Here is a 22,515-nt window from a genome sequence, read left to right as displayed (position 1 = left end):
CCGCGGGCGAAAACCCCGCGCTGCGCGCGATGGTCGACCAACGGTCGACTCTACCTACCGCTCAGCCACCAATGGCTATACTCGGGGCCATGAAGATCCCCCATCGCAATGCCATTCTGATTCCGTTGGCAGCGGCCTCGCTGCTGTTCCTGTCCGCCTGCGGCAACAAGGGCCCGCTGGTACTGCCGCAGAAGCCGGTGCCGGTGGAAGAGGTGGTTGAGCCGGCCGCCGATGCCGAGGCCACGCCGCCGGCCACCCAGCCGACCAGCGACGGCAGCCCGTCCACCACCCCCGACCCGATCAAGCCGGTGGACGACGGGAATGAGTAAGGCTGGCAACAACGCGCTGCGCTTCAGCAAGATGCACGGCGCAGGCAACGATTTCGTGGTGATCGACCTGCGCGACGGCACCCCGCCGCCGTCGCCGGAACTGGCCGCGCGCCTGGCCGACCGCCATACGGGCGTGGGCTGCGACCAGATCCTGACCATCGAGCCGCCGCGTGCGGAAGGCGCGGTGGCCTCGTACCGCATCTGGAACGCCGACGGGTCCAATTCCGAACAGTGTGGCAACGGCGCGCGCTGCATCGCCGCCTGGCTGGTGCGCGAGGGCAGTGCGCAGGGCGCGCAGTTCGTCATCGACAGCCCGCTGGCCAGCCATGCCGTGCAGGTGCTGGGCGATGGCCGTTTCTCGGTGGCCATGGGCGTGCCGGCGTTCGAACCGGCGCAGGTGCCGCTGGTGGGCTTTGCCCATCCGCGTGAGGAATACCTGCTGCCGCTGCAGGGTGAAAGCGTACGCTTCGCCGCCGTGTCGATGGGCAACCCGCATGCGGTGATTGAAGTGGGCCTGGTCGACGCCGCGCCGGTGGAACGCGTGGGTGGCCTGCTGCAGCAGCACGCCTCGTTCCCCAATTCGGTGAACGTGGGCTTTGCCCAGGTGATGGCGCCGGACCATGCGCGCCTGCGCGTGTTCGAGCGCGGCGTGGGCGAGACCCTGGCCTGCGGCAGCGGTGCCTGTGCCGCTGCGGTCACCCTGATGCAGCGCGGCCGCCTGCAGCGCGATGCCCGCATCAGCCTGCCCGGCGGTGAACTGCGCATCCAGTGGCCCGGTGAAGGCCAGCCGGTGGTGATGGCCGGCCCGACCGCATTCGTCTTCGAAGGGGAGTGGAGTGCATGACTGAGACCGCCGACAAGCTCGGGGCCCACGAAGTCGCCAGCTGGCTGCGGCGGCATCCGGGCTTCCTCAAGCAGTTTCCCGACCTGGCCCTGACCCTGGTGGTGCCACGCGACGACGGCCCCACCGCGTCGCTGGCCAGCTACCAGCTGGAAGTGCTGCGCGAGAAGAACCGCGAGCTGGCGCGGCGGCTGGCCGACCTGGGCGCCACCGCCCAGATGAACGAGCGGCTGGCGGTGCGTACCCACCAGCTGACCCTGGCCCTGATGAAGCAGGACAACGCCGCCGACACGCTGCGCGCGATGGCCGCCTCGCTGCAGGAAGACTTCGCCGGCGATCTGGTGCGGCTGGTGGTGCATGCGCCGGTGGCCGGGCTGGAACAGGCCGACTGGCTGCAGGTGATTGCCGCCGATGACCCGCAGCTGGGCCCGTTCCGCGACTGCCTGAAGGATGGCGAGCCGATCTGCGGCCGCCTGCAGGCCGACAAGAACGCCGTGCTGTACGGCGTGCGCAGCGAGGAAGTGCAGACCACCGCCCTGCTGCCGCTGCCGGGCGTCGGCCTGATTGCCGTGGGCAGCCACGACCCGAATCGTTTCTACCCGGGCATGGGCACGCTGTTCCTGCGCATGATGGGCGATGCACTGGCCACCGGCCTGAAGCGATTCCACGACTGAACGGAGCGCTGCCTCGATGAGCGCGGTACAGCAGTTCCTGCAGCACCTGCAGGTGGAACGGCGGATGTCGGCGCACACGCTCGACGCTTACCGCCGCGACCTGGATGCGCTGTCGCTCTGGGCCGAACCGCGCGGTGTGGCGGTGGAGGCGCTGGACGTGGACGCCGTGCGCCAGTTCGTGGCCGACGAGCACCGCCGCGGGCTGTCGGCCAAGAGCCTGCAGCGCCGCCTGTCGGCCTGCCGCAGTTTCTATGCCTGGCTGCTGCGGCATGGCCGCATCGAGGCCAGCCCGGCGGCCACCCTGAAGGCACCGCGCGCGCCGCGGCGCCTGCCGCAGGTGCTGGATGCCGATGAAGCGGTGCAGCTGGTCGAGCTGGAGCCGGAAGGCGAGCTGGGCCGCCGCGACCGCGCGCTGCTGGAACTGTTCTATTCGTCGGGCCTGCGCCTGAGCGAAGTGTGCGCGCTGACCTGGCGCGACCTGGATTTCGCCAGCGGCCTGGTGAACGTGATGGGCAAGGGCAACCGCCAGCGCCGGGTACCGTTCGGGCGGCCGGCGCGCGAGGCGTTGCTGGCCTGGCGCAGTGAAAGTGGCGGACTGCCGGCCCTGCCGGTGTTTCCCGGCCGCAACGGGCCGATCAGCCAGCGCGCGGTGCAGGTACGCATCCGCCAGCTGGCGCAGCGCCAGGGCCTGTTCAAGCACGTGCACCCGCACATGCTGCGGCACAGCTTCGCCAGCCACATCCTGGAATCGTCGGGCGATCTGCGCGGCGTGCAGGAGCTGCTGGGCCACGCTGACATCGCCACCACCCAGATCTACACCCATCTGGATTTCCAGCATCTGGCCAAGGTCTACGACGCGTCCCACCCGCGCGCCAAGCGCAAACCGACCGGGTAGCGCTGGCCCATGCCCGGTAAGCGCAGCGGCGCCGCTGAACGGCAGCCATCCACGCAGGCTTGATCGCCCCCGTCGCTGTCCCCATTTCCGGTGAACAGCTATCGGAGGCCGCATGGACCCCAGTCAGAATCCCAACGTTTTCCACGCCACCACCATCGTCTGCGTCCGCCGCGGCGAGCACGTGGCCATCGCCGGTGATGGCCAGGTCACGCTGGGCCACACGGTGATGAAGGGCAATGCACGCAAGGTCCGCCGGCTCGGCCGCGACGGCCAGGTGCTGGCCGGTTTCGCCGGCGCCGCCGCCGATGCCTTCACCCTGTTCGAACTGTTCGAAGCCAAGCTGGAAAAGCATGGTCAGCTGCAGCGCGCGGCCGTCGAGCTGGCCAAGGATTGGCGCACCGAGCGCCGCCTGGGCAAGCTGGAGGCCCTGCTGGCCGTGGCCGACAAGGAAACCTCGCTGATCATCAGCGGCACCGGCGATGTGATCGAGCCTGAGGACGGCATCATCGCCATCGGTTCCGGCGGTTCCTATGCCCTGTCGGCCGCACGCGCGCTGATGGCGCACACCGAACTGGATGCACGCACGATTGCCAGCGAAGCCATCGGCATTGCCGGCGATATCTGCATCTACACCAACCGCAACGTGGTGGTCGAGGAGCTGTAAGGCTCCCCGATCCGCCGGGCAGGGCCCGGCGCTACCGGCCGGAGCCGTTCGGTTCCGGCGTCATCGACAACGCATTCGTGAGCACATCCATGTCGAAGATCGAAGTTTCCTCTGCCACCATGACCCCGCGCGAGATCGTGCAGGAACTGGACCGGCATATCGTGGGCCAGCACGACGCCAAGCGCGCGGTGGCCATCGCCCTGCGCAACCGCTGGCGCCGCATGCAGCTGCCTGCCGAGCTGCGCAATGAAGTGATGCCGAAGAACATCCTGATGATCGGCCCCACCGGCGTGGGCAAGACCGAGATCGCACGCCGCCTGGCCACCCTGGCCAATGCGCCGTTCGTGAAGGTCGAAGCGACCCGCTTCACCGAAGTGGGCTACGTCGGCAAGGACGTGGAACAGATCATCCGTGACCTGGCCGACACCGCGGTCAAGCTCTACCGCGAGCAGGCCAAGGTGCGCGTGCGCACGCAGGCCGAAGAGCGTGCCGAAGACCGCATCCTGGATGCGCTGCTGCCGCGCCGTAGTGGCGGCATCGGTTTCGATCCGGAAGCCGCACGCAACGAACCGTCGGCGCAGGACAACGAAACCCGCATCAAGTTCCGCAAGATGCTGCGCAGCGGCGAGCTGGACGAGCGCGAGATCGAACTGGACCTGGCCGCCAACGTCAGCATGGACATCATGACCCCGCCGGGCATGGAAGAAATGGGCCAGCAGCTGAAGTCGATGTTCGCCAACCTGGGCGGTGGCGCCAAGGCGCACAAGCGCACGCTGACCATCAAGGCCGCGCGCCCGCTGCTGGTGGAAGAAGAAGCCGGCAAGCTGGTCAACGAAGACGACATCCGCACTGCCGCGATCGAAGCCTGCGAACAGCACGGCATCGTCTTCATCGACGAGATCGACAAGGTCGCCAAGCGCGGAGACAACGTGGGTGGTGGCGATGTGTCGCGCGAAGGCGTGCAGCGCGACCTGCTGCCGCTGGTGGAAGGTTCCAACGTGTCCACCAAGTACGGCACGATCAAGACCGACCACATCCTGTTCATCGCCTCCGGTGCGTTCCACCTGGCCAAGCCCAGCGACCTGATTCCGGAACTGCAGGGTCGTTTCCCGATCCGCGTGGAACTTGGCGCGCTGAGCAAGAGCGATTTCGTGCGCATCCTGACCGAGCCCAAGGCCGCGCTGACCAAGCAGTATGAAGCGCTGTTGGCCACCGAAGGTGTCAAGGTCAGCTTCACCGCCGATGCCATTGATCGTCTGGCCGAGATCGCCTTCCAGGTGAACGAGCGCCAGGAGAACATCGGTGCCCGTCGTCTGCACACCGTGCTGGAACGCCTGCTGGATTCGCTCAGCTACGAAGCACCGGACCGTGATGGTGAGACCCTGGCCATCGACAGTGCGTACGTCGATGCGCACCTGGGCGAACTGGTGCAGGACCCGGATCTGAGCCGCTACATCCTGTAATGCCAGACGGGGTCGGATCCCTCGCGCCAGCGAGGGCTCTGACCCCGGACCCGTAGTGCATGAGGTCGGATTCCATGCACGTGCCCATCCACGCATGGCGTGGATCTACCAGGTAGTGCGGGATGGGGTCGGATCCCTCGCGCCAGCGAGGGCTCTGACCCCGGACCCGTAGTGCATGAGGTCGGATTCCATGCACGTGCCCATCCACGCATGGCGTGGATCTACCAGGTAGCGCGGGGCAGGGTCGGAACCCTCGCGCCAGCGAGGGCTCTGACCCCGGACCCGTAGTGCATGAGGTCGGATTCCATGCACGTGCCCATCCACGCATGGCGTGGATCTACCAGGTAGCGCGGGATGGGGTCGGATCCCTCGCGCCAGCGAGGGCTCTGACCCCCCGACCCATAACGCATGAGGCCGCCGAAAGGCGGCCTTTTTCATGGGGTCGGATCCCTCGCATCGCGAGGGCTCCGACGCTACGGCAGCGGCTCGGGAATCGATCCCGGCACGAACACGCCGTCCTTCACGTAGGCGGCCAGGGTCATGTCCAGCGCCAGCATGCCGTCGCGCTTGAGGTCCATCAGCTCCGGTTCCACCATCGCCCCGTGCAGCACGCCCAGCACGGTGGCGTGCAGCATGCGCGCGGCAATCTTCGGGTCGGCACCGGCGCGCAGCTGGCCCAGGTCCTGCGCCCGGCGCAGCGCACGTTCCATCCGGTCCAGCGCATCGCGGAAACCGGACTGCTGCAGTTCGGCCAGCGCCCGGCTTTCCGACGAGGCATCACTGCGCAGCATGATTTCCATGGTCTTGCGCAGGCGCTCGTCCTCGGACAGTTCGATGAACGAATAGATCATCACCGCGCGCAGGTCGTGGATCGGCGTCTGCCGCTCATCGCTGGACGTGCGTTCCAGCTCCTGCATGAAGGGCAGGTGCACCCGCTGGATGATCGCGGCCAGCACCTCGGTCTTGTTCTTGAAGTGCCAGTACACCGCGCCGCGGGTATAGCCGGCGCGCGCGCCGATCATCTCCAGCGTGGTGCGGGCCACCCCGTGTTCATGGAAACAGGCCTCGGCCGCATCAAGGATGCCTTCGCGGGTGGCCTGGGTGTCCTCTTTGGTCTTGCGCGCCATGGGTCGGTGAGTGGGTACGAATGCCGGTGAAACCTGGCTGAATTGTACCGCTTTACAAACAAACAAGCATGTATGTATATTTCGCATCCACGCTCCCCGCCGTGTATGTGCGTCAGCCCATGCCTCGGGGAGGGCTCCCTCTGCGACCACCCAGCCCGCCTTCTGGCGCCCGGCAGTCGTATCAGGGCGCCCTGAGAATTCCCCCTTGTCGCGAGCCCCCAGCCCCATGCACCTGACCCGAATCCGTCCTTTCCTGCTGTCGCTGGCCATCGCCGCGACCGTGGCCGCCTGCGGTGGCCAACCCGAACAGCCCCAGCAAGGCCCCGGCCAGGTGACCGTGGTCACCCTGAAGTCGGAAAGCGTGGGCCTGACCCGCGAGCTGCCGGGCCGCACCAATGCTTTCCTGGTGGCCGAAGTGCGCCCGCAGGTCAGCGGCATCGTGGCCAAGCGGCTGTTCGCCGAAGGCGGCCTGGTGAAGGAAGGGCAGCCGCTGTACCAGATTGAAGACGCCAGTTACCGCGCCCAGGCCAACAGCGCCCGCGCCCAGTTGGCCCGCGCCGAAGCCACCGCCAACGCCGCGCGCCTGAGCGCCAAGCGCATTACCGAACTGGCCAAGGTCGATGCGGTCAGCCAGCAGGACCTGGAAAACGCCGTGGCCGCGCAGAAGCAGGCCGAGGCCGATGTCGGTGCCGCCAAGGCCTCGCTGGATGCGGCCAACGTCACCCTGGGCTATGCCCGCATCACCGCGCCCATCAGCGGCCGCATCGGCAAGTCCAGCGTCACCCAGGGTGCGCTGGTCAGCGCCGGCCAGGCCGACGCGCTGGCGACCGTCCAGCAGCTCAGCCCGATCTACGTTGACCTGACCCAGTCCTCGGCCGAGCTGCTGCAGCTGCGCCGCGAACTGGCCGCCGGTCGCCTGCAGGACAACCAGACCCTGCCGGTCACCATCCTGCTGGAAGACGGCAGCGAGTTCCCGCACAAGGGCGCGCTGGAGTTCTCCGAAGTCAGCGTGGACCCGACCACCGGCAGCTACGCGCTGCGGGTGAAGGTGGACAACCCCGATGGCCTGCTGATGCCGGGCATGTACGTGCGCGCGGTGATCGGCGGCGGCGTGCGCGCCGATGCGGTGCTGGTGCCGATGCAGGGCATTGCCCGCGACGCCAAGGGCGATACCAGCGCCATGGTGGTGGGCAAGGACAACAAGGTGGAAGTGCGTCCGGTGAAGGTCAGCCGCGCGATCGCCGACAAGTGGCTGGTCGAGGACGGCCTGCAGCCGGGTGACAAGGTCATCGTTGAAGGCCTGCAGAAGATTGGCCCCGGCATGCCCGTGCAGGCCACCGAGAAGGGCGCTGCTCCGGCCACGCCGGACGCCGCCCCGCAGCCTGCCGCGCAGCCGGCCGGCGACGCGAAGTAAGCGGAGAATTCCATGGCACGTTTCTTTATTGATCGACCCATCTTCGCGTGGGTGATCGCCATCATCATCATGCTGGCCGGTGCGCTGGCGGTGATGAAGCTGCCGGTGTCGATGTATCCCGAAGTGGCCCCGCCGGCCGTCGAGATCAGCGCCACCTACCCGGGTGCATCGGCCAAGGTGGTCGAGGACTCGGTCACGCAGATCATCGAGCAGAACATGAAGGGCCTGGATGGCCTGATCTACTTCTCGTCCAACAGCTCGGCCAACGGCCAGGCCACCATCACCCTCACCTTCGAAGCCGGCACCAACCCGGACATCGCCCAGGTGCAGGTGCAGAACAAGCTGCAGCTGGCCATGCCGCTGCTGCCGCAGGAAGTACAGCGGCAGGGCATCAACGTGGCCAAGTCCAGCAGCGGCTTCCTGCAGGTGCTGGGCTTTGTGTCCAACGATGGCAGCATGGATGCCAACGACATCGCCGACTACGTGGGCTCCAACATCGTCGACACGCTCAGCCGCGTGCCGGGCGTGGGCAACATCCAGGTGTTCGGCGGCAAGTACGCCATGCGCATCTGGCTGGACCCGAACAAGCTGCACACCTACAAGCTGTCGGTCGATGAAGTGACCGCGGCGATCACCGCGCAGAACGCACAGGTGGCCATCGGCCAGCTGGGTGGTGCACCGTCGGTGAAGGGCCAGCAGCTCAACGCCACCATCAACGCGCAGGACCGCCTGCAGACCCCGGAACAGTTCCGCAACATCCTGGTGCGCGGTGGTACCGATGGCAGCGAACTGCGCCTGGGCGACGTCGCCCGCGTGGAACTGGGCGCGGAAAGCTACGACTTCGTCACCCGCTACAACGGCAAGCCGTCCACCGGTATCGCCATCACCCTGGCCACCGGCGCCAACGCGCTGGATACCGCCGAAGGCGTGCGCGCGGCACTGGATGACATGAAGGCCAGCTTCCCGGCCGGCCTGGAAACGGTCATTCCGTACGACACCACCCCGTTCGTGAAGGTCTCGATCAAGGGCGTCATCAAGACCCTGATCGAAGCGATCGTGCTGGTGTTCGTGGTGATGTACCTGTTCCTGCAGAACTTCCGCGCCACCCTCATTCCCACCATCGCGGTGCCGGTGGTGCTGCTGGGTACCTTCGGGGTGCTGGCTGCGCTGGGCTTCTCGGTGAACATGCTGACCATGTTCGCCATGGTGCTGGCCATCGGCCTGCTGGTGGACGACGCCATCGTGGTGGTGGAGAACGTCGAACGCATCATGTCCGAAGAGGGCCTGTCGCCGCTGGAAGCCACCCGCAAGTCGATGAGCCAGATCACCGGCGCGCTGGTGGGCATCGGCCTGGTGCTGTCGGCGGTGTTCGTGCCGATGGCCTTCATGAGCGGCTCCACCGGCATCATCTATCGCCAGTTCTCGGCCACCATTGTTTCGGCCATGGCCCTGTCGGTGCTGGTGGCGATCGTGCTGACCCCGGCGCTGTGTGCCACCATGCTCAAGCCGCTGAAGAAGGGCGAGCACCACGTGGCCCACAAGGGCCTGGTCGGTCGTTTCTTCAACGGCTTCAACCGCGGCTTCGACCGTTCCAGCGAAACCTACCAGCGCGGCGTGAAGGGCATCATCCACCGCCCGTGGCGCTTCATGGGCATCTTCCTGGCGCTGGCCGTGGTGATGGGCGTGCTGTTCGCGCGCCTGCCCAGCTCGTTCCTGCCCAATGAAGACCAGGGCATCATGATGGCGCTGGTGCAGACCCCGGTCGGCGCCACCCAGGAACGCACGCTGGAAGCGATGGCCAAGCTGGAAGACCACTTCCTGAAGAACGAAGCCGACGCGGTCGAGTCGATCTTCGCGGTGCAGGGCTTCAGCTTCGCCGGTATGGGCCAGAACGCGGGCATGGCATTCGTGAAGCTGAAGGACTGGAGCGAGCGTGATGCCGACCAGAGCGTGGGTGCGATCACCGGGCGTGCGATGGGCGCGCTGGGCCAGATCAAGGACGCCTTCATCTTCGCCTTCCCGCCGCCGGCCATGCCGGAGCTGGGCATCGGTTCGGGCTATACGTTCTTCCTGAAGGACACCAGCGGCAAGGGCCATGACGCCCTGCTGGCCGCGCGCAACCAGCTGCTGGGTGCGGCGGGGCAGAGCAAGCTGCTGGCCAACGTGCGCCCCAACGGCCAGGAAGATACGCCGCAGCTGCGCATCGACGTGGACGTGGAAAAGGCCAACGCGCTGGGTCTGTCGATCAGCTCGATCAACAACACCCTGGCCGCGGCCTGGGGCAGCAGCTACATCGATGACTTCATCGATCGTGGCCGGGTCAAGCGCGTGTACGTGATGGCCGATGCACCGTTCCGCATGAACCCGGACGACTTCAACGTCTGGTCGGTGAAGAACGGGCAGGGCGAGATGGTGCCGTTCAGTGCCTTCGCCACCAAGCGCTGGGATTACGGTTCGCCGCGCCTGGAACGCTACAACGGCGTGTCGGCGATGGAAATCCAGGGTGAGCCGGCCGCCGGCGTTGCCTCGGGCGATGCCATGGCCGAGATCGAGCGCATCGCCAAGGATCTGCCGCCGGGCTTCGAGATCGAATGGACGGCGCTGTCCTACCAGGAACGCCAGGCCGGTTCGCAGACCCCGCTGTTGTACACGCTGTCGCTGATGATCGTGTTCCTGTGCCTGGCCGCGTTGTATGAAAGCTGGAGCGTGCCGACCTCGGTGCTGCTGGTGGCGCCGCTGGGCATCCTGGGTGCCGTGCTGGCCAACACCTTCCGTGGCATGGAGCGCGACATCTACTTCCAGGTGGCGATGCTGACCACGGTGGGCCTGACCAGCAAGAACGCGATCCTGATCGTGGAGTTCGCCAAGGAAAACCTGGAGAAGGGCGTTGGCCTGATCGAAGCGACCATGCACGCCGTGCGTGACCGTCTGCGCCCGATCATCATGACCTCGCTGGCCTTCGGTCTGGGCGTGCTGCCGCTGGCCATCGCCTCCGGCGCGGGTTCCGGTGCGCAGCGTGCCATCGGCACCGGCGTGCTGGGCGGCATGCTGGTCGGCACCGTGCTGGGCGTGTTCTTCATCCCGTTGTTCTTCGTGGTCGTGCAGCGCGTGTTCAAGCGCAAGACCGCGGCGTAACCCTGCCGGCGGCGCCGGGCCCTGTCCGGCGCCGCCATCGTGACCCCAAGGTGTCGCCATGAAATTCCATACCCTTGTTCTTTCTGCCGCCGTGGCCCTTGTGCTGGGCGGCTGTTCCACCCTGGTGCCGAAGAACACCGCCGTCGCCCCGGGCATTCCCGCGCAGTGGCCGGCTGAGGCAACCGAAGGTGAGGTGGCCGATGCGGCCGCCGTCGGCTGGCGCGATTTCTTCACCGATGCGCGCCTGCAGGAGGTGATCGACCAGGCCCTGGCCAACAACCGCGACCTGCGCGTGGCCGTACTGAACGTGGAAAAGGCGCGCGGCCAGTACCGCGTACAGCGCGCCGACCGCGTGCCTGCGCTGACCGCGCAGGGGCAGATGCAGCGCAGCGGCGGTGATGTGCCGGTCAGCGAACAGTTCAGCGCCAACCTGGGCGTGGCTGAGTTCGAACTGGACCTGTTCGGCCGCGTGCGTAACCTGAGCGAAGCGGCGCTGCAGCAGTACTTCGCCGTGGCAGCCAACCGACGCAACGCGCAGCTGAGCCTGGTGGCCGAGACCGCCACCGCATGGCTGACCTACGGCGCCGACCAGCAGCAGCTGAAGATTGCCGAAGCGACCCTGAAGACCTACGAGGATTCGCTGCGCCTGGCCGAAGCACGCCACGAGCGCGGTGGCAGTTCGGGCCTGGAACTGAGCCAGACCCGCACGCTGGTGGAAACCGCGCGCACCGACGCCGCGCGCCTGCGCGGGCAGTTGGCGCAGGACCGCAATGCCCTGGCGCTGCTGGCAGGCGGCCAGGTCGATCCGGCGCTGCTGCCGGACAGCATCGCACCGCAGGTGCTGGCGCTGGCGCCGCCGCCGGCGGGCCTGCCCAGCGACGTGCTGCTGCAGCGCCCGGACATCATGGCCGCCGAACACCAGCTGTTGGCCGCCAACGCCAACATCGGTGCCGCGCGCGCCGCGTTCTTCCCGAGCATCAAGCTGACCGGCAGCGTGGGCAGCAGTTCCGGTGAACTGTCCGGGCTGTTCGACAGTGGCACGCGGGTGTGGAGCTTCCTGCCGACCATCACCCTGCCGATCTTCCAGGGCGGCAAGCTGCGCGCGAACCTGGCCGTGGCCAATGCCGAGCGTGATATCGCACTGGCCGAGTATGAAAAGTCGATCCAGACCGGTTTCCGCGAAACCGCCGATGCGCTGGCGCTGAACGTCAGCCTGGACGAGCAGGTGGCCTCGCAGCAGCGCCTGGTGGAGGCCGCAGAACTGGCCAATCGTCTGTCGCAGGCACGCTATGACGCCGGCCTGGACAGCTTCGTCACCCTGCTCGACGCGCGCCGCACCGCCTACAGCGCACAGCAGACCCAGCTGCAGGCGCAGCTGGCGCAGCAGGCCAACCGCATCACCCTGTACAAGGTACTGGGCGGCGGCTGGCGCGAGCGCAGCTGAGCCGCGCCCCCGGCACGGCCCAGCGCAGGCCGCGCGAGGTTGCCTTGGCTCTGGTAGGTGCCAACCTTGGTTGGCACAACGCAGGCACGTGGCAGGCACGTGCGTTGAAAAGCATGCCAACCAAGGTTGGCATCTACCAAAGCGGGATTGCGGGCGCGGGCGTTGAAGAGCATGCCAACCAAGGTTGGCATCTACCGAAGCGGGATTGCAGGCGCGGGCGTTACACGGCTTCATCATCGCGCGGGGGAACGCGGCATGCGCGCACCCGCGCCAGCGCGTCACCCGCCTCGCGGGCCATGCGCTCGTACTCGGCGCGGATCTCCTCCAGCCGCTCCTCATCCATCTCTTCCAGATCCAGCAACTCGTTGTTGGCATCGGCCGTGGCGCGGATCAGCTCGTCCAGCTTGATCTGCATCGCCGCGGTATCAGAGTTCTGCGTGTGCTGGATCAGGAACACCATCAGGAAGGTGATGATGGTGGTGCCGGTATTGATGACCAGCTGCCAGGTGTCGTTGAAGCCGAACACCGGGCCGCTGATACCCCACAGCACCACGATGCTGATCGCCGTCAGGAAGGTCCACGGCGAGCCGGCCGCGGCGGAGGCCTTCTTGGCCAGGGTGTTGAACAGGTTGCGTGCGCTCATCGGGGTCGTTCCAGGGGAATGACGCGGATGATCGGCAGCGGCCCGTGCACGGGCCGTGCAGCAGCGCGGCTCAGGCGCGCAGGCGCGGCGCCTGCTGGCTGCGTACCGGGCTGCTCTGGTAGACGTGCTGCCAGCAGCGTTCGACGAACTCGCGGGCCTGCGCCTCGGTCAGGCGCGGCATGATCTGCAGGGCGTACTGGGTCTGGAACATCTCGTCGCGCTGCGCATCACTGGCACGCGGCTGGGTGATCAGCGAATCGCAGGCGAACTTGACCCACGGCACGTACGAACCGAACGAGTTGTGCGCAAGCGCGCCATCGGCATGCTGGCGGCGCCAGTGGTCCAGCTCGGCGTCGACATTGATGACCGGGGGAATGGTGGGGACTTCAGCGTGCATGACGATCCAATGGGCAGAAGGTGAAAGGGAGTGGGGGCTGATGCCGAGTGTCGTGGGTTGCCGGTGCATGCAGTGTCAGTGCGGCGTGCATCCGGTGTGCGCATCCAGCAGTTGCGCATGCTCCACCGCGCCCAGTGCTTCGGCCATGTCGGCCATGGCATTGCACAGCTGCACCTGATCGCGCGGGTGCTCGCGCATCACTTCCAGCTGCAGGCCTTGGTAGGCAGCCCAGAACGGCGCGCCACGGCGGTGCAGCGCGAACTGCTGGCGCAGGCGTTCGCGGATGCCGGCAAGGGCCGGGTGGTCGGGCAGGGAAGGTGCGGCGTGCGCGCTCATCGGCTGGCTCCGCCGGAGCAACGGGCCCCGGTGCATTCCACCGTAGGCCCCTTGCGTGCACGCGATGTTAGTGGCGTGTGTGCAACTGACGTGGCTGACTGTGCAGCAGTGCGCACGCAACGCCGCAGACGCAGCCGGCACAAGGCGGTGCCGGCGCTGAAGAATTCATAAAGCGTGCAGCGCCTTCACGGCGCGGCGGCTTATTCGCCGATGTCTTCGTTCCAGATGTCCGGATGCTGCGCAATGAAACCGCCCAGCAGATCCACGCATTCTTGGCTGTCCAGGTCGATCACGTTCACGCCGTTCTCGCGCAGCCAGTCGATGCCGCCCTGGAAGGTGCGCGATTCGCCCACCACCACGGTGCCGATGTTGAACTGGCGCACCAGCCCGGAGCAGTACCAGCACGGGGCCAGGGTGGTCACCATGATGGTGTCCTGGTAGCGGCGCTGGCGGCCGGCCTTGCGGAAGGCATCGGTTTCGCCGTGCACCGACGGGTCACCTTCCTGCACGCGGCGGTTGTGGCCGCAGCCCAGCAGGCGGCCATCGTTGTGGTACAGCGCCGCGCCGATCGGCACGCCGCCTTCGGCCAGGCCCTGGCGGGCTTCGGCAATGGCGGTCTGCAGCAGGGCCTGGTAGTCGGGCGTGGTGATCATGCGGGGCTCCGGTGGGTCATGGCCGGCCATGATACGGCGCCGTTGCCCCGCAGCGGCCCCAGCGGTGCGATAATCGGGTCCATGAGCGAATCCCCCTACAAATCCGGTACCACCCACTTCGGGTTCCGCGACGTCGACGCCAAGGACAAGCAGAAGCTGGTCGGGCAGGTGTTCACTTCGGTCGCGCGCAACTACGACCTGATGAACGACCTGATGAGCCTGGGCGTGCACCGGGCCTGGAAGCGCTACTACGTAGCCACCGCGCAGGTGAAACCGGGCGACCGCGTGCTCGACCTGGCCGGCGGCACCGGCGATATCGCCGCCCTGCTGAAGGAGCGCGTGGGCGCCGAGGGCTCGGTTGTGCTGGGCGACATCAACGCCGGCATGCTGTCGGTCGGCCGTGACCGCCTGACCAACCGCGGCCTGGTGCTGGGCCTGGACTACGTGCAGTGCAACGCCGAAGCCCTGCCGTTCCCGGACAACAGCTTCGATCTGGTCACCATAGCCTTCGGTCTGCGCAACGTGACCGACAAGGATGCCGGCCTGCGCGAGATGTACCGCGTGTTGAAGGTGGGCGGCCAGGCCCGCGTGCTGGAGTTCTCCGAGGTCACTGCCGACTGGTTCAAGCCGATCTACGACTTCCACTCGTTCAGGATCCTGCCGAAGCTGGGCAAGCTGTTCGCCAACGATTCGGACAGCTACCAGTACCTGGCTGAAAGCATCCGCAAGCACCCGCCGCAGGAAGAGCTGAAGGCGATGATGGGGCAGGCCGGTTTCGAGCGCTGCCACTACAAGAACCTGACCGGTGGCATCGTTTCGATCCATTCCGGTTACAAGCTGTAAGCCCTGCCCTGGTAGGTGCCGACCTTGGTCGGCACGGGCCTGCAGCACGCGTGGATGGATCCGTGCCAACCAAGGTTGGCACCTACCAACGCCGCAGGGCGGGCCCCCGGCCGGCCTTACCCCGCATCGCGCAACGCCTGCGGGGCCGGAGGGAGGTACCATTGGGGTTTGATCCCCGTAACGGTCCCGATTCATGCGTAATCCGCTGATGCTCCTTCCGCTGGCCGTGGCCCTGGCCGCCGGCTGCTCCCAGGAGGCGGCCGCGCCCGCCGCCGCCCCGACTGCCGAAAAGGCCCCCGCCGCCCCCGTGAACGCCGAAAACCGCAGCCACGACGAAAGCTCCTATGCCGAGCCGGACAAGGTCGTCATCAAGGACATCGCGCTGGATCTGAAGCTGGACTTCGACCAGAAGCAGATCGGCGGCACCGCCACCTACACCCTGGAATGGAAGCAGAAGGACGCCCAGCAGCTGGTGCTGGACACCCGTGAGCTGAGCGTTTCCAAGGTCGAGGCCATCGCCGCCGACGGCGCGCGCAGCCCGCTGAAGTTCGAGCTGGCCCCGGTCGACAAGGTGTTCGGCAGCAAGCTGACCATCGAAGCCCCGGCCCAGCCGGCCAAGGTGGAAGTGAGCTACCACACCGCCCCGACCGCCTCGGGCCTGCAGTGGCTGGAGCCGTCGATGACCGAAGGCAAGAAGCTGCCCTTCATGTTCAGCCAGTCGCAGGCCATCCACGCCCGTTCCTGGGTGCCGCTGCAGGACACCCCCAGCGTGCGCTTCACCTACAGCGCGCACGTGGTCTCGCGCCCGGACGTGATGGTGCTGATGAGCGCCGACAACGATCCCAAGACCGCGCGTGATGGTGACTACACCTTCAAGATGCCGCAGCCGATTCCGTCCTACCTGCTGGCCATCGCCGCCGGTGACCTGGTGTTCGAGCCGATTTCCGGCCGCTCCGGCGTCTGGGCCGAGCCGACCATGGTGAACAAGGCCGCCAAGGAATTCGAAGACACCGAGAAGATGATCGGTGCCGCCGAAAAGCTGTACGGCGAATACCGCTGGGGCCGCTACGACATGCTGGTGCTGCCGCCGTCGTTCCCGTTCGGCGGCATGGAAAACCCGCGCCTGACCTTCGCCACCCCCACCGTGATCGTCGGCGACAAGTCGCTGGTTTCGCTGGTGGCCCACGAACTGGCGCACAGCTGGTCGGGCAACCTGGTCACCAACGCCAGCTGGAAGGACATCTGGTTGAACGAAGGCTTCACCACCTACGTGCAGGGGCGCATTACCGAAGCCCTGTACGGCAAGGAAATGGCCGAAATGGAAAAGCAGATCGACCAGACCGACCTGCTGGCCGAAGTGAAGGACATGAGCCCGGCCGACCAGGCCCTGGCACTGCCGCCGCTGAACGAGCGTGACCCCGACGAAGCCCTGAGCCAGGTGGCCTACGTGAAGGGTTCCTGGTTCTTGGAGTTCCTGGAACAGCGCTTCGGCCGCGAAACCTTCGATCCGTTCCTGCGTGGCTGGTTCGATGACCATGCCTTCCAGAGCGCCAACACCGACCAGTTCGTCGAGTACCTGAAGAAGAACCTGCTGCCGAAGAACCCGACGGCGGTGAGCGAAGCCGAACTGAAGGCATGGCTGGACGAGCCGGGCATCCCGGCGTTCGCCGCCAAGGCGCAGTCGCGCAACTTCAGCAGCGTCGATGCCGCGCGCATCGCCTTCTCCGGCGCCGGCAGCCTGCCGGGCAGCCAGGTCACCGCCGAATGGGGTACCCAGGAATGGGTGCGCTTCATCGACGGCCTGGGCACCACCCTGCCGCTGGACAAGCTGGCCGCGCTGGACAAGGCCTACCACTTCACCGGCACCGCGAACGGTGAAATCGCCATGCGCTGGTACCCGCTGACCATCCGCAGCGGCTACACCCAGGCCAACGAAGCGGCCGGTGCGTTCATCGAGCGCGTGGGCCGTCGCAAGCTGATCATGCCGATCTACGCCGAACTGGTGAAGACGCCCGAGGGCCTGGCGTTCGCCAAGCAGGCCTTCGAGAAGGCCAAGCCGGGTTACCACCCGATCACCACCGCCTCGGTGCAGGACATGCTGGCCAAGGCCGAAGCCAAGTAAGCAGAAGCGCCGGGCACCCCCCGGCGCTTTTTCGTAGAGTCGAGCTTGCTCGACTGCTCCTGAAGAGCAAGTCGAGCAAGCTCGACTCTACATATCTGTGCACACACGAAGGACCACCACATGAAACGTCTGTTCCTGATCGCCGCCTGCACCCTGGCGCTGGCCGCCTGCAGCAACCCCGAAGAAGAGCGCAAGGCGCAGGAAGCAGCGGCCGCGGCCGCGCAGGCGCAGAAGGAAGCCAAGGCCGACGACGTGGCCAAGCAGTACGACACCGCCGTGGCCGCGCAGGATTGGGAACGCGCGCGCATCCACGGCGGCTCGCTGCTGGACCAGTACAAGGACACCGCCGCCGCCGAGCGCATTGCCGCCGGCTTCGATGAGGTGAAGGCCAAGGCCGATGCCGCGCGCAACCTGCGCCGCATGCAGGCGCTGTGGCAGTACAACGAGATTCCGGTCGGCAGCAAGGGCGTGCAGCGTTCGGCGTCGATCTACAGCAAGGAACGCGTGGACGTGGATGGCAGTGGCGCCAAGCCGGTGCAGCTGGTGTTCCGCGACCACCCCGAATGGAAGCGGCACGCCTACCTGGTGCTGCAGGCCGGCGATTTCCGCTGCCCGCAGTGCACGGTGAAGGTGACCGTGGACGACGGCAAGCCGGTATCGATGGCTGCGTGGCGGCCGAAGACCGACGAGGCCATCGCGATGTTCATCACCGACCAGAAGGCACTGTGGAAGCTGGCGCAGAAGGGCCAGTCGATCAGCATCGAGTTCCCGGTGAAGGCCGGCGGCACCCGCACCGCGGTGTTCGAGACCGGCGGCGTGGACAGCAGCCGCATGCCGTCGTGGTGGAAGTAACGGCCCACGCGACGGTGGCAGCGCCCCTGTCGGCCGTGCGCCACTGGGTGTTCGACATGGATGGCACGCTGACCGTGGCCATGCATGATTTCGACGGCATCAAGCGCGCGCTGGGCATCCCGCCCAGTGCGGACATCCTGGCGCACCTGGCCGGCCTGCCGGCGGCGGAGGCGGCGCAGAAGCACGCCTGGCTGCTGGACCATGAGCGGGCGCTGGCCGCAGGCGCACTGCCGGCGCCGGGGGCGGTGGCGCTGCTGCGTGCGCTGGCTGCAGCCGGCTGCCAGCTCGGCATCCTGACCCGCAACGACCATGCGCTGGCCAAGCTGACGCTGGATTCGATCGGGGTAGGGGATCTGTTCGACGATGGCGCCATCATCGGCCGCGATGAAGCGGTGCCCAAGCCCTCGCCCGATGGCGTGCAGCAGCATCTGCGGCGCTGGGGTGCCAGCGCCGGCGGGGCGGTGATGGTGGGCGACCACGCCTACGATCTGGACTGTGGCCGCGCCGCCGGTGCGCGCACCGTGCTGGTCAACCTGCCGGACAACCCGTGGCCGGGCCGCGCGGATTGGCATTTCGCCGATTGCCGCGCGTTGCACGCGGCGTGGCAGGGCTGATCATTCCGCCGTGCCGGGCCATGCCCGGCGTGTCGACCAAGGTCGACACCTACCCAGCGCGTGTCGACCAAGGTCGACACCTACCAAGCGCGTGTCGACCAAGGTCGACACCTACCCAGGGCATTGGCCTTCGGTTACGCGTTCAGCGCGTAGCCGAACTGCTGTTTGAACTGTTCGTTGAACTCGTCAAAGGTGAAGCGCTGGTTCTGGGTGCCCGGGTGCTCGACCTTCAGCGCGCCCATCAGGTTGCCCATGCGGCCGATGGTCAGCCAGTCGTAGCCCTTCTGGATGCCGTAGATCAGGCCGGCGCGGAAGGCGTCGCCGCAGCCGGTCGGGTCGACCACGCGGCGCTCGTGCGCCGGCGGGATGTCGTAGCTCTTTTCCGGGGTGTGGATCACCGCGCCCTTCGGGCCGCGGGTGGTGATGTAGGCCTTCACCCGGCTCACGATCTCCCTCTCATCCCAGCCGGTGCGTTCCTGCAGCAGGTTCGACTCGTAGTCGTTCACCACCACGTAGTCGGCCTGCTCGATGAACGCGCGCAGTTCCGGGCCGTTGAACAGCGGCATGGCCTGGCCCGGATCGAAGATGAACGGGATGCCGTCTTCGTGGAATTCCTGCGCGTTCTGGATCATGCCCTCGCGGCCGTCCGGGCCGACCAGGCCCAGGGTCACGCCCGGCACGCCGCGCACGTGGTTTTCGTACGAACGCATCATCGCGCCCGGGTGGAAGGCGGTGATCTGGTTGTTGTCGTGGTCGGTGGTGATGAACGCCTGCGGGGTGAACAGCTCATCGATCACGCGCACGCGCGACAGGTCGATGCCCAGGCCTTCGAAGTATTCGCGGTAGGGGCCGAAATCCGAACCCACGGTGCCCATCGGGATCGGCTCGCCGCCCAGCAGGTGCAGGTTGTAGGCGATGTTGCCGGCGCAGCCGCCGAACTCGCGGCGCATGCGCGGGACCAGGAAGGACACGTTCAGGATGTGCACCTTGTCCGGCAGGATGTGATTCTTGAACTGGTCCGGGAACACCATGATGGTGTCGAAGGCAAGAGAACCACAGATCAGAGCGGACATCGATGTAAGCCTATGCGGTGAATTTTGGGGTGGGCCGGCCCGCTTCGGCGGGCAAGCAAACGGCGCCCATGGGCGCCCGACGGCGCAAAGGTTACCCGCTGGTGCCGCTCAGGGCCAGAACCGGGTGATGCCCGATCAGGCCGAAAGCCTGTGAAGACGCGGGTTCAGCTAGTTTTTTCCTTGCTCGGCGGCAGGCGGGTTGCTAGGCTTGTCGGCCTCGATTTCTGCCCATTTTTTCGCCATCCCGCGGCGGGCACGACACCCCTCAGGACTCCTTCCTCAGATGTTCAAGAAACTCCGTGGCATGTTCTCCAACGACCTGTCCATCGACCTGGGCACGGCCAACACCCTCATCTACGTGCGCGGGCAGGGGATCGTGCTGAACGAGCCGTCGGTCGTGGCCGTGCGCCAGGACCGTGCCATTGGTGGCACCCGCTCGGTGGCAGCCGTAGGCGCCGAAGCCAAGCAGATGCTGGGCCGTACCCCGGGCCACATCACCACCATCCGCCCGATGAAGGACGGCGTCATTGCCGATTTCACCTACACCGAGGCGATGCTCAAGCACTTCATCAAGAAGGTGCACAAGTCCCGCGTGCTGCGCCCCAGCCCGCGCGTGCTGGTCTGCGTGCCGGCCGGTTCCACCCAGGTCGAGCGCCGCGCCATCAAGGAATCGGCCGAGGAAGCCGGTGCCCGTGATGTGTTCCTGATCGAAGAGCCGATGGCCGCCGCGATCGGCGCCGGCATGCCGGTCACCGAAGCCCGCGGTTCGATGGTCATCGATATCGGCGGCGGCACCACCGAAGTGGCGGTGATCTCGCTGAACGGCATCGTCTATTCGGCCTCGGTGCGCATCGGCGGCGACCGCTTCGACGAGTCGATCACCAACTACGTGCGCCGCAACCACGGCATGCTGATCGGTGAAGCCACCGCCGAACGCATCAAGGTGGAACTGGGCTGCGCCTACCCGCAGGCGGAAGTGATCGAGATGGAAATCTCCGGTCGCAACCTGGCCGAGGGCGTGCCGAAGATGATCAAGATCAGCTCCAACGAGGTGCTGGAAGCCCTGCACGAGCCGCTGTCGGGCATCGTCAGCGCGGTCAAGCTGGCGCTGGAACAGACCCCGCCGGAACTGTGCGCCGACGTGGCCGAGCGCGGCATCGTGCTGACCGGTGGCGGCGCCCTGCTGCGCGACCTGGACCGCCTGATTTCCGAGGAAACCGGCCTGCACGTGCAGGTGGCCGACGATCCGCTGACCTGCGTGGCCCGCGGTGGCGGTCGTGCGCTGGAGCTGGTGGACATGCACGGCAACGAGTTCTTTGCGCCGGAATAAGCCGTCCCGGCTGCTCCCGCCCGCAGCGCCCCTCCGGGGTGCGGCCTGCCCGCATGGGCCGGCCCGCACCGGCGGGGCGCCCGCATGTTTCCCTTCCGCCTTCTGCCAGTTGAATCGTTGACGTGCCGCCCTACGCCGGACCCCCCGTCGCCTCCCGTTCCGGTGATGCCGCCAGCCCGCTGCGGCTGCTGGCCTATCTGGCGCTGGCCATCACCCTGATCGTGCTGGATGACCAGGCCGGCTGGCTGGCGCGCCTGCGCGAACAGGCCAACAGCCTGGTGCAGCCGGTGTGGTCGCTGGCCGGCCTGCCCGGCAAGCTGGGCAGCCAGGTGAAGGACAGCGCGGCCAGCCATGGCCAGCTGGTGGCCGACAACCGCGAACTGCGCAACCAGCTGCTGCTGGCCAACGCGCGCCTGACCCGCCTGCAGACCGCCGCGCTGGACAACGCCCAGCTGCGCGAACTGCTGAACGTGGCCGAGCGCAGCGGGCTGGACGTGCAGCTGGCGCCGATCCTGGATATCGACCTGGACCCGGTGAAGCAGCGCCTGGTGCTTGATGCCGGCAGCCGCGAAGGCGTGCACGTGGGCCAGGCGGTGATCGACGCCGGTGGCCTGATGGGGCAGGTGATCAGCACCACCGGTGGTACCTCCACCGTGCTGCTGCTGACCGACCCCGACCACGCCGTGCCGGTCACCGTGGCCCGCAACGGTGTGCGGCTGATCGTCTATGGCCGTGGCGATACCCTGGAACTGCGTGACATTCCGCTCAGCGCGGGCGTGGAAGTGGGCGACGAGATCGTCACCTCCGGCCTGGGCGGGCGTTTCCCGGCCGGCTTCCCGGTCGGCACCATTACCGGCCTGCGCCCGGACGATACCCACGCCTTCCTGGTGGGCGAACTGAAGCCGGCGGCGCAGCTGGATCGCGGTCGCGACGTACTTCTCCTGCGCCCGGGTGCGGCGATCCGGATTCCGCAGGCGCTGCGGCAGAGCCTGCAGATGGGGGCTGCCGACGCTCCCGCCGGCAGCGCACCGCAGCCGGCAGGCAGCGCACCGGCCGCGGCCGCCCCGGGCGCCGCCGCACCGGCACCGGCACCTGCTCCCTCTTCGGCTTCGTCTGCGCCGCCGCCGACGGCTCCGCCTGCAGCAACGCCCACCGCGCCCACCACGCAGGAGCCCGTACGATGAGCCGCCTGCGCGACAACCCGTGGGTGCTGCCGGCCAGCCTGGTGGTGGCGCTGCTGCTGGGCCTGCTGCCGTTGCCGGCGCTGCTGCAGCCGCTGCGCCCGTACTGGCTGGCGCTGGTGCTGGCGTACTGGGTGATCGAAGCCCCCGAGCGCGTGGGCCTGGGCATCGCCTTCGCCAGCGGCGTGGTGGCCGACCTGCTGTACGGCGGGGTGCTGGGCGAACAGGCCCTGCGCCTGGTCATGCTGGCCTTCATCCTGCAGCGCTTCCGCGCCCGCATCCGCTTCTTCCCGATGTCGCAGCAGATGCTGGCCATCGGTGGCCTGCTGTTCAACGACCGCATCGTCAGTGCGCTGGTACACATCGTGGTGGACGAACCGACCCTGCCGTGGTCGTACTGGTGGGCACCGCTGCTGGGCATGGGCCTGTGGCCGCTGGTGTTCGTGCTGCTGGACGCGGTGCGCTTCGGCAAGCGTGGGCGCTGA

The 22,515-nt window shown here is 67.3% G+C and carries 22 protein-coding genes; 16 read left to right on the top strand and 6 right to left on the bottom strand.

The features are described from left to right. The first annotated feature begins 89 nt into the window (after positions 1 to 89). The 6 genes from C1930_RS17175 (at position 90) to hslU (ending at position 4,866) form a co-directional block, all read left to right on the top strand. Positions 90 to 329 carry a lipoprotein gene (locus C1930_RS17175; protein WP_108750481.1) on the top strand — a complete coding sequence of 80 codons (240 nt, stop codon included), beginning with the start codon at positions 90 to 92 and terminating at the stop codon, positions 327 to 329. After that, on the top strand, positions 322 to 1,173 hold the full coding sequence (gene dapF, locus C1930_RS17170; RefSeq protein ID WP_108757197.1) for a diaminopimelate epimerase: 852 nt from the start codon (positions 322 to 324) through the stop codon (positions 1,171 to 1,173). The genes C1930_RS17175 and dapF overlap by 8 nt, the downstream gene beginning before the upstream one ends. Beyond that, entirely contained in the window at positions 1,170 to 1,844 is a 675-nt protein-coding gene (locus C1930_RS17165; RefSeq protein ID WP_108772264.1) for a DUF484 family protein, read from the top strand. The genes dapF and C1930_RS17165 overlap by 4 nt, the downstream gene beginning before the upstream one ends. Before the next feature lie 16 nt (positions 1,845 to 1,860). After that, a complete protein-coding gene (gene xerC / locus C1930_RS17160) occupies positions 1,861 to 2,739 on the top strand; it encodes a tyrosine recombinase XerC (protein WP_108772263.1) in 879 nt (292 codons plus the stop codon). Positions 2,740 to 2,851: 112 nt separating this feature from the next. Then, complete coding sequence (gene hslV, locus C1930_RS17155; RefSeq protein ID WP_005411093.1) at positions 2,852 to 3,403, top strand: ATP-dependent protease subunit HslV; 552 nt, start codon at positions 2,852 to 2,854, stop codon at positions 3,401 to 3,403. Between the two features lie 89 nt (positions 3,404 to 3,492). Beyond that, positions 3,493 to 4,866 (top strand): ATP-dependent protease ATPase subunit HslU, encoded by a 1,374-nt coding sequence (gene hslU / locus C1930_RS17150; RefSeq protein ID WP_108772262.1) that lies wholly within the window; start codon positions 3,493 to 3,495, stop codon positions 4,864 to 4,866. Positions 4,867 to 5,339: 473 nt separating this feature from the next. Here the strand turns inward: hslU and C1930_RS17145 are convergent, their stop codons facing one another. Further along, positions 5,340 to 5,993, bottom strand: coding sequence for a TetR family transcriptional regulator (locus C1930_RS17145; protein ID WP_108754193.1), 654 nt, complete (start codon positions 5,991 to 5,993; stop codon positions 5,340 to 5,342). 226 nt (positions 5,994 to 6,219) lie between these two features. On the opposite strand from C1930_RS17145, the gene smeD reads away from it, so the two are divergent. Genes smeD through smeF form a run of 3 tightly spaced genes read left to right on the top strand, consistent with a single transcriptional unit; the run spans position 6,220 to position 11,986 of the window. Further along, complete coding sequence (smeD, locus tag C1930_RS17140) at positions 6,220 to 7,407, top strand: multidrug efflux RND transporter periplasmic adaptor subunit SmeD (protein WP_108754192.1); 1,188 nt, start codon at positions 6,220 to 6,222, stop codon at positions 7,405 to 7,407. A gap of 12 nt (positions 7,408 to 7,419) precedes the next feature. Continuing rightward, complete coding sequence (gene smeE / locus C1930_RS17135) at positions 7,420 to 10,542, top strand: multidrug efflux RND transporter permease subunit SmeE (protein WP_108757194.1); 3,123 nt, start codon at positions 7,420 to 7,422, stop codon at positions 10,540 to 10,542. 58 nt (positions 10,543 to 10,600) lie between these two features. Next, entirely contained in the window at positions 10,601 to 11,986 is a 1,386-nt protein-coding gene (smeF, locus tag C1930_RS17130) for a multidrug efflux RND transporter outer membrane subunit SmeF (protein WP_108772261.1), read from the top strand. Positions 11,987 to 12,206: 220 nt separating this feature from the next. Here the strand turns inward: smeF and C1930_RS17125 are convergent, their stop codons facing one another. From C1930_RS17125 to C1930_RS17110, 4 genes are all read right to left on the bottom strand, one after another. Then, a complete protein-coding gene (locus C1930_RS17125; protein ID WP_108754189.1) occupies positions 12,207 to 12,629 on the bottom strand; it encodes a low affinity iron permease family protein in 423 nt (140 codons plus the stop codon). 70 nt (positions 12,630 to 12,699) lie between these two features. Further along, complete coding sequence (locus C1930_RS17120) at positions 12,700 to 13,026, bottom strand: hypothetical protein (RefSeq protein WP_108750491.1); 327 nt, start codon at positions 13,024 to 13,026, stop codon at positions 12,700 to 12,702. Positions 13,027 to 13,101: 75 nt separating this feature from the next. Beyond that, the gene (locus C1930_RS17115; RefSeq protein ID WP_108757192.1) at positions 13,102 to 13,362 is read right to left on the bottom strand and encodes a hypothetical protein; all 261 of its coding nucleotides are present in this window, start codon (positions 13,360 to 13,362) and stop codon (positions 13,102 to 13,104) included. A 200-nt stretch (positions 13,363 to 13,562) separates the two neighbouring features. Beyond that, entirely contained in the window at positions 13,563 to 14,015 is a 453-nt protein-coding gene (locus C1930_RS17110) for a nucleoside deaminase (protein ID WP_108750493.1), read from the bottom strand. 81 nt (positions 14,016 to 14,096) lie between these two features. Between C1930_RS17110 and ubiE the strand changes: the two genes are divergently transcribed. The 4 genes from ubiE to C1930_RS17090 all read left to right on the top strand — a co-directional run bounded on the left by ubiE (position 14,097) and on the right by C1930_RS17090 (position 18,446). Beyond that, positions 14,097 to 14,858 carry a bifunctional demethylmenaquinone methyltransferase/2-methoxy-6-polyprenyl-1,4-benzoquinol methylase UbiE gene (gene ubiE / locus C1930_RS17105; protein ID WP_108750494.1) on the top strand — a complete coding sequence of 254 codons (762 nt, stop codon included), beginning with the start codon at positions 14,097 to 14,099 and terminating at the stop codon, positions 14,856 to 14,858. Between the two features lie 193 nt (positions 14,859 to 15,051). Continuing rightward, on the top strand, positions 15,052 to 16,980 hold the full coding sequence (locus C1930_RS17100; RefSeq protein ID WP_108772260.1) for a M1 family metallopeptidase: 1,929 nt from the start codon (positions 15,052 to 15,054) through the stop codon (positions 16,978 to 16,980). A gap of 120 nt (positions 16,981 to 17,100) precedes the next feature. After that, positions 17,101 to 17,832 (top strand): hypothetical protein, encoded by a 732-nt coding sequence (locus tag C1930_RS17095; protein WP_108757190.1) that lies wholly within the window; start codon positions 17,101 to 17,103, stop codon positions 17,830 to 17,832. Then, complete coding sequence (locus C1930_RS17090; protein WP_267895985.1) at positions 17,820 to 18,446, top strand: HAD-IA family hydrolase; 627 nt, start codon at positions 17,820 to 17,822, stop codon at positions 18,444 to 18,446. Before C1930_RS17095 ends, C1930_RS17090 begins: the two co-directional genes overlap by 13 nt. A gap of 134 nt (positions 18,447 to 18,580) precedes the next feature. On the opposite strand, the gene C1930_RS17085 is transcribed toward C1930_RS17090, so the two are convergent. After that, positions 18,581 to 19,519, bottom strand: a complete 939-nt coding sequence (locus C1930_RS17085) for a carbohydrate kinase family protein (protein WP_108757189.1) — start codon at positions 19,517 to 19,519, stop codon at positions 18,581 to 18,583. Between the two features lie 283 nt (positions 19,520 to 19,802). Between C1930_RS17085 and C1930_RS17080 the strand changes: the two genes are divergently transcribed. The 3 genes from C1930_RS17080 (at position 19,803) to mreD (ending at position 22,515) form a co-directional block, all read left to right on the top strand. Next, positions 19,803 to 20,849: a rod shape-determining protein gene (locus tag C1930_RS17080; protein ID WP_005419402.1), complete on the top strand. Its 1,047-nt coding sequence runs from the start codon at positions 19,803 to 19,805 to the stop codon at positions 20,847 to 20,849. A 122-nt stretch (positions 20,850 to 20,971) separates the two neighbouring features. Beyond that, positions 20,972 to 22,033, top strand: a complete 1,062-nt coding sequence (gene mreC / locus C1930_RS17075; RefSeq protein ID WP_108772259.1) for a rod shape-determining protein MreC — start codon at positions 20,972 to 20,974, stop codon at positions 22,031 to 22,033. Beyond that, on the top strand, positions 22,030 to 22,515 hold the full coding sequence (gene mreD / locus C1930_RS17070; RefSeq protein WP_005419400.1) for a rod shape-determining protein MreD: 486 nt from the start codon (positions 22,030 to 22,032) through the stop codon (positions 22,513 to 22,515). Before mreC ends, mreD begins: the two co-directional genes overlap by 4 nt.

This window comes from Stenotrophomonas sp. SAU14A_NAIMI4_8, from assembly GCF_003086695.1.
Classification (GTDB): domain Bacteria; phylum Pseudomonadota; class Gammaproteobacteria; order Xanthomonadales; family Xanthomonadaceae; genus Stenotrophomonas.
This window is presented reverse-complemented; position numbering and strand designations above follow the sequence as displayed.

Bases quoted from the DNA above. Each gene is read 5' to 3' on its own strand.
- C1930_RS17080 (WP_005419402.1), top strand. From the start codon at position 19,803: ATGTTCAAGAAACTCCGTGGCATGTTCTCCAACGACCTGTCCATCGAC.
- C1930_RS17095 (WP_108757190.1), top strand. From the start codon at position 17,101: ATGAAACGTCTGTTCCTGATCGCCGCCTGCACCCTGGCGCTGGCCGCC.
- C1930_RS17100 (WP_108772260.1), top strand. From the start codon at position 15,052: ATGCGTAATCCGCTGATGCTCCTTCCGCTGGCCGTGGCCCTGGCCGCC.
- hslV (WP_005411093.1), top strand. From the start codon at position 2,852: ATGGACCCCAGTCAGAATCCCAACGTTTTCCACGCCACCACCATCGTC.
- C1930_RS17120 (WP_108750491.1), bottom strand. From the start codon at position 13,026: ATGCACGCTGAAGTCCCCACCATTCCCCCGGTCATCAATGTCGACGCC.
- C1930_RS17145 (WP_108754193.1), bottom strand. From the start codon at position 5,993: ATGGCGCGCAAGACCAAAGAGGACACCCAGGCCACCCGCGAAGGCATC.
- dapF (WP_108757197.1), top strand. From the start codon at position 322: ATGAGTAAGGCTGGCAACAACGCGCTGCGCTTCAGCAAGATGCACGGC.
- xerC (WP_108772263.1), top strand. From the start codon at position 1,861: ATGAGCGCGGTACAGCAGTTCCTGCAGCACCTGCAGGTGGAACGGCGG.
- C1930_RS17110 (WP_108750493.1), bottom strand. From the start codon at position 14,015: ATGATCACCACGCCCGACTACCAGGCCCTGCTGCAGACCGCCATTGCC.
- smeF (WP_108772261.1), top strand. From the start codon at position 10,601: ATGAAATTCCATACCCTTGTTCTTTCTGCCGCCGTGGCCCTTGTGCTG.
- C1930_RS17175 (WP_108750481.1), top strand. From the start codon at position 90: ATGAAGATCCCCCATCGCAATGCCATTCTGATTCCGTTGGCAGCGGCC.
- C1930_RS17125 (WP_108754189.1), bottom strand. From the start codon at position 12,629: ATGAGCGCACGCAACCTGTTCAACACCCTGGCCAAGAAGGCCTCCGCC.
- smeD (WP_108754192.1), top strand. From the start codon at position 6,220: ATGCACCTGACCCGAATCCGTCCTTTCCTGCTGTCGCTGGCCATCGCC.
- C1930_RS17165 (WP_108772264.1), top strand. From the start codon at position 1,170: ATGACTGAGACCGCCGACAAGCTCGGGGCCCACGAAGTCGCCAGCTGG.
- C1930_RS17085 (WP_108757189.1), bottom strand. From the start codon at position 19,519: ATGTCCGCTCTGATCTGTGGTTCTCTTGCCTTCGACACCATCATGGTG.
- ubiE (WP_108750494.1), top strand. From the start codon at position 14,097: ATGAGCGAATCCCCCTACAAATCCGGTACCACCCACTTCGGGTTCCGC.
- C1930_RS17115 (WP_108757192.1), bottom strand. From the start codon at position 13,362: ATGAGCGCGCACGCCGCACCTTCCCTGCCCGACCACCCGGCCCTTGCC.
- hslU (WP_108772262.1), top strand. From the start codon at position 3,493: ATGTCGAAGATCGAAGTTTCCTCTGCCACCATGACCCCGCGCGAGATC.
- smeE (WP_108757194.1), top strand. From the start codon at position 7,420: ATGGCACGTTTCTTTATTGATCGACCCATCTTCGCGTGGGTGATCGCC.
- mreD (WP_005419400.1), top strand. From the start codon at position 22,030: ATGAGCCGCCTGCGCGACAACCCGTGGGTGCTGCCGGCCAGCCTGGTG.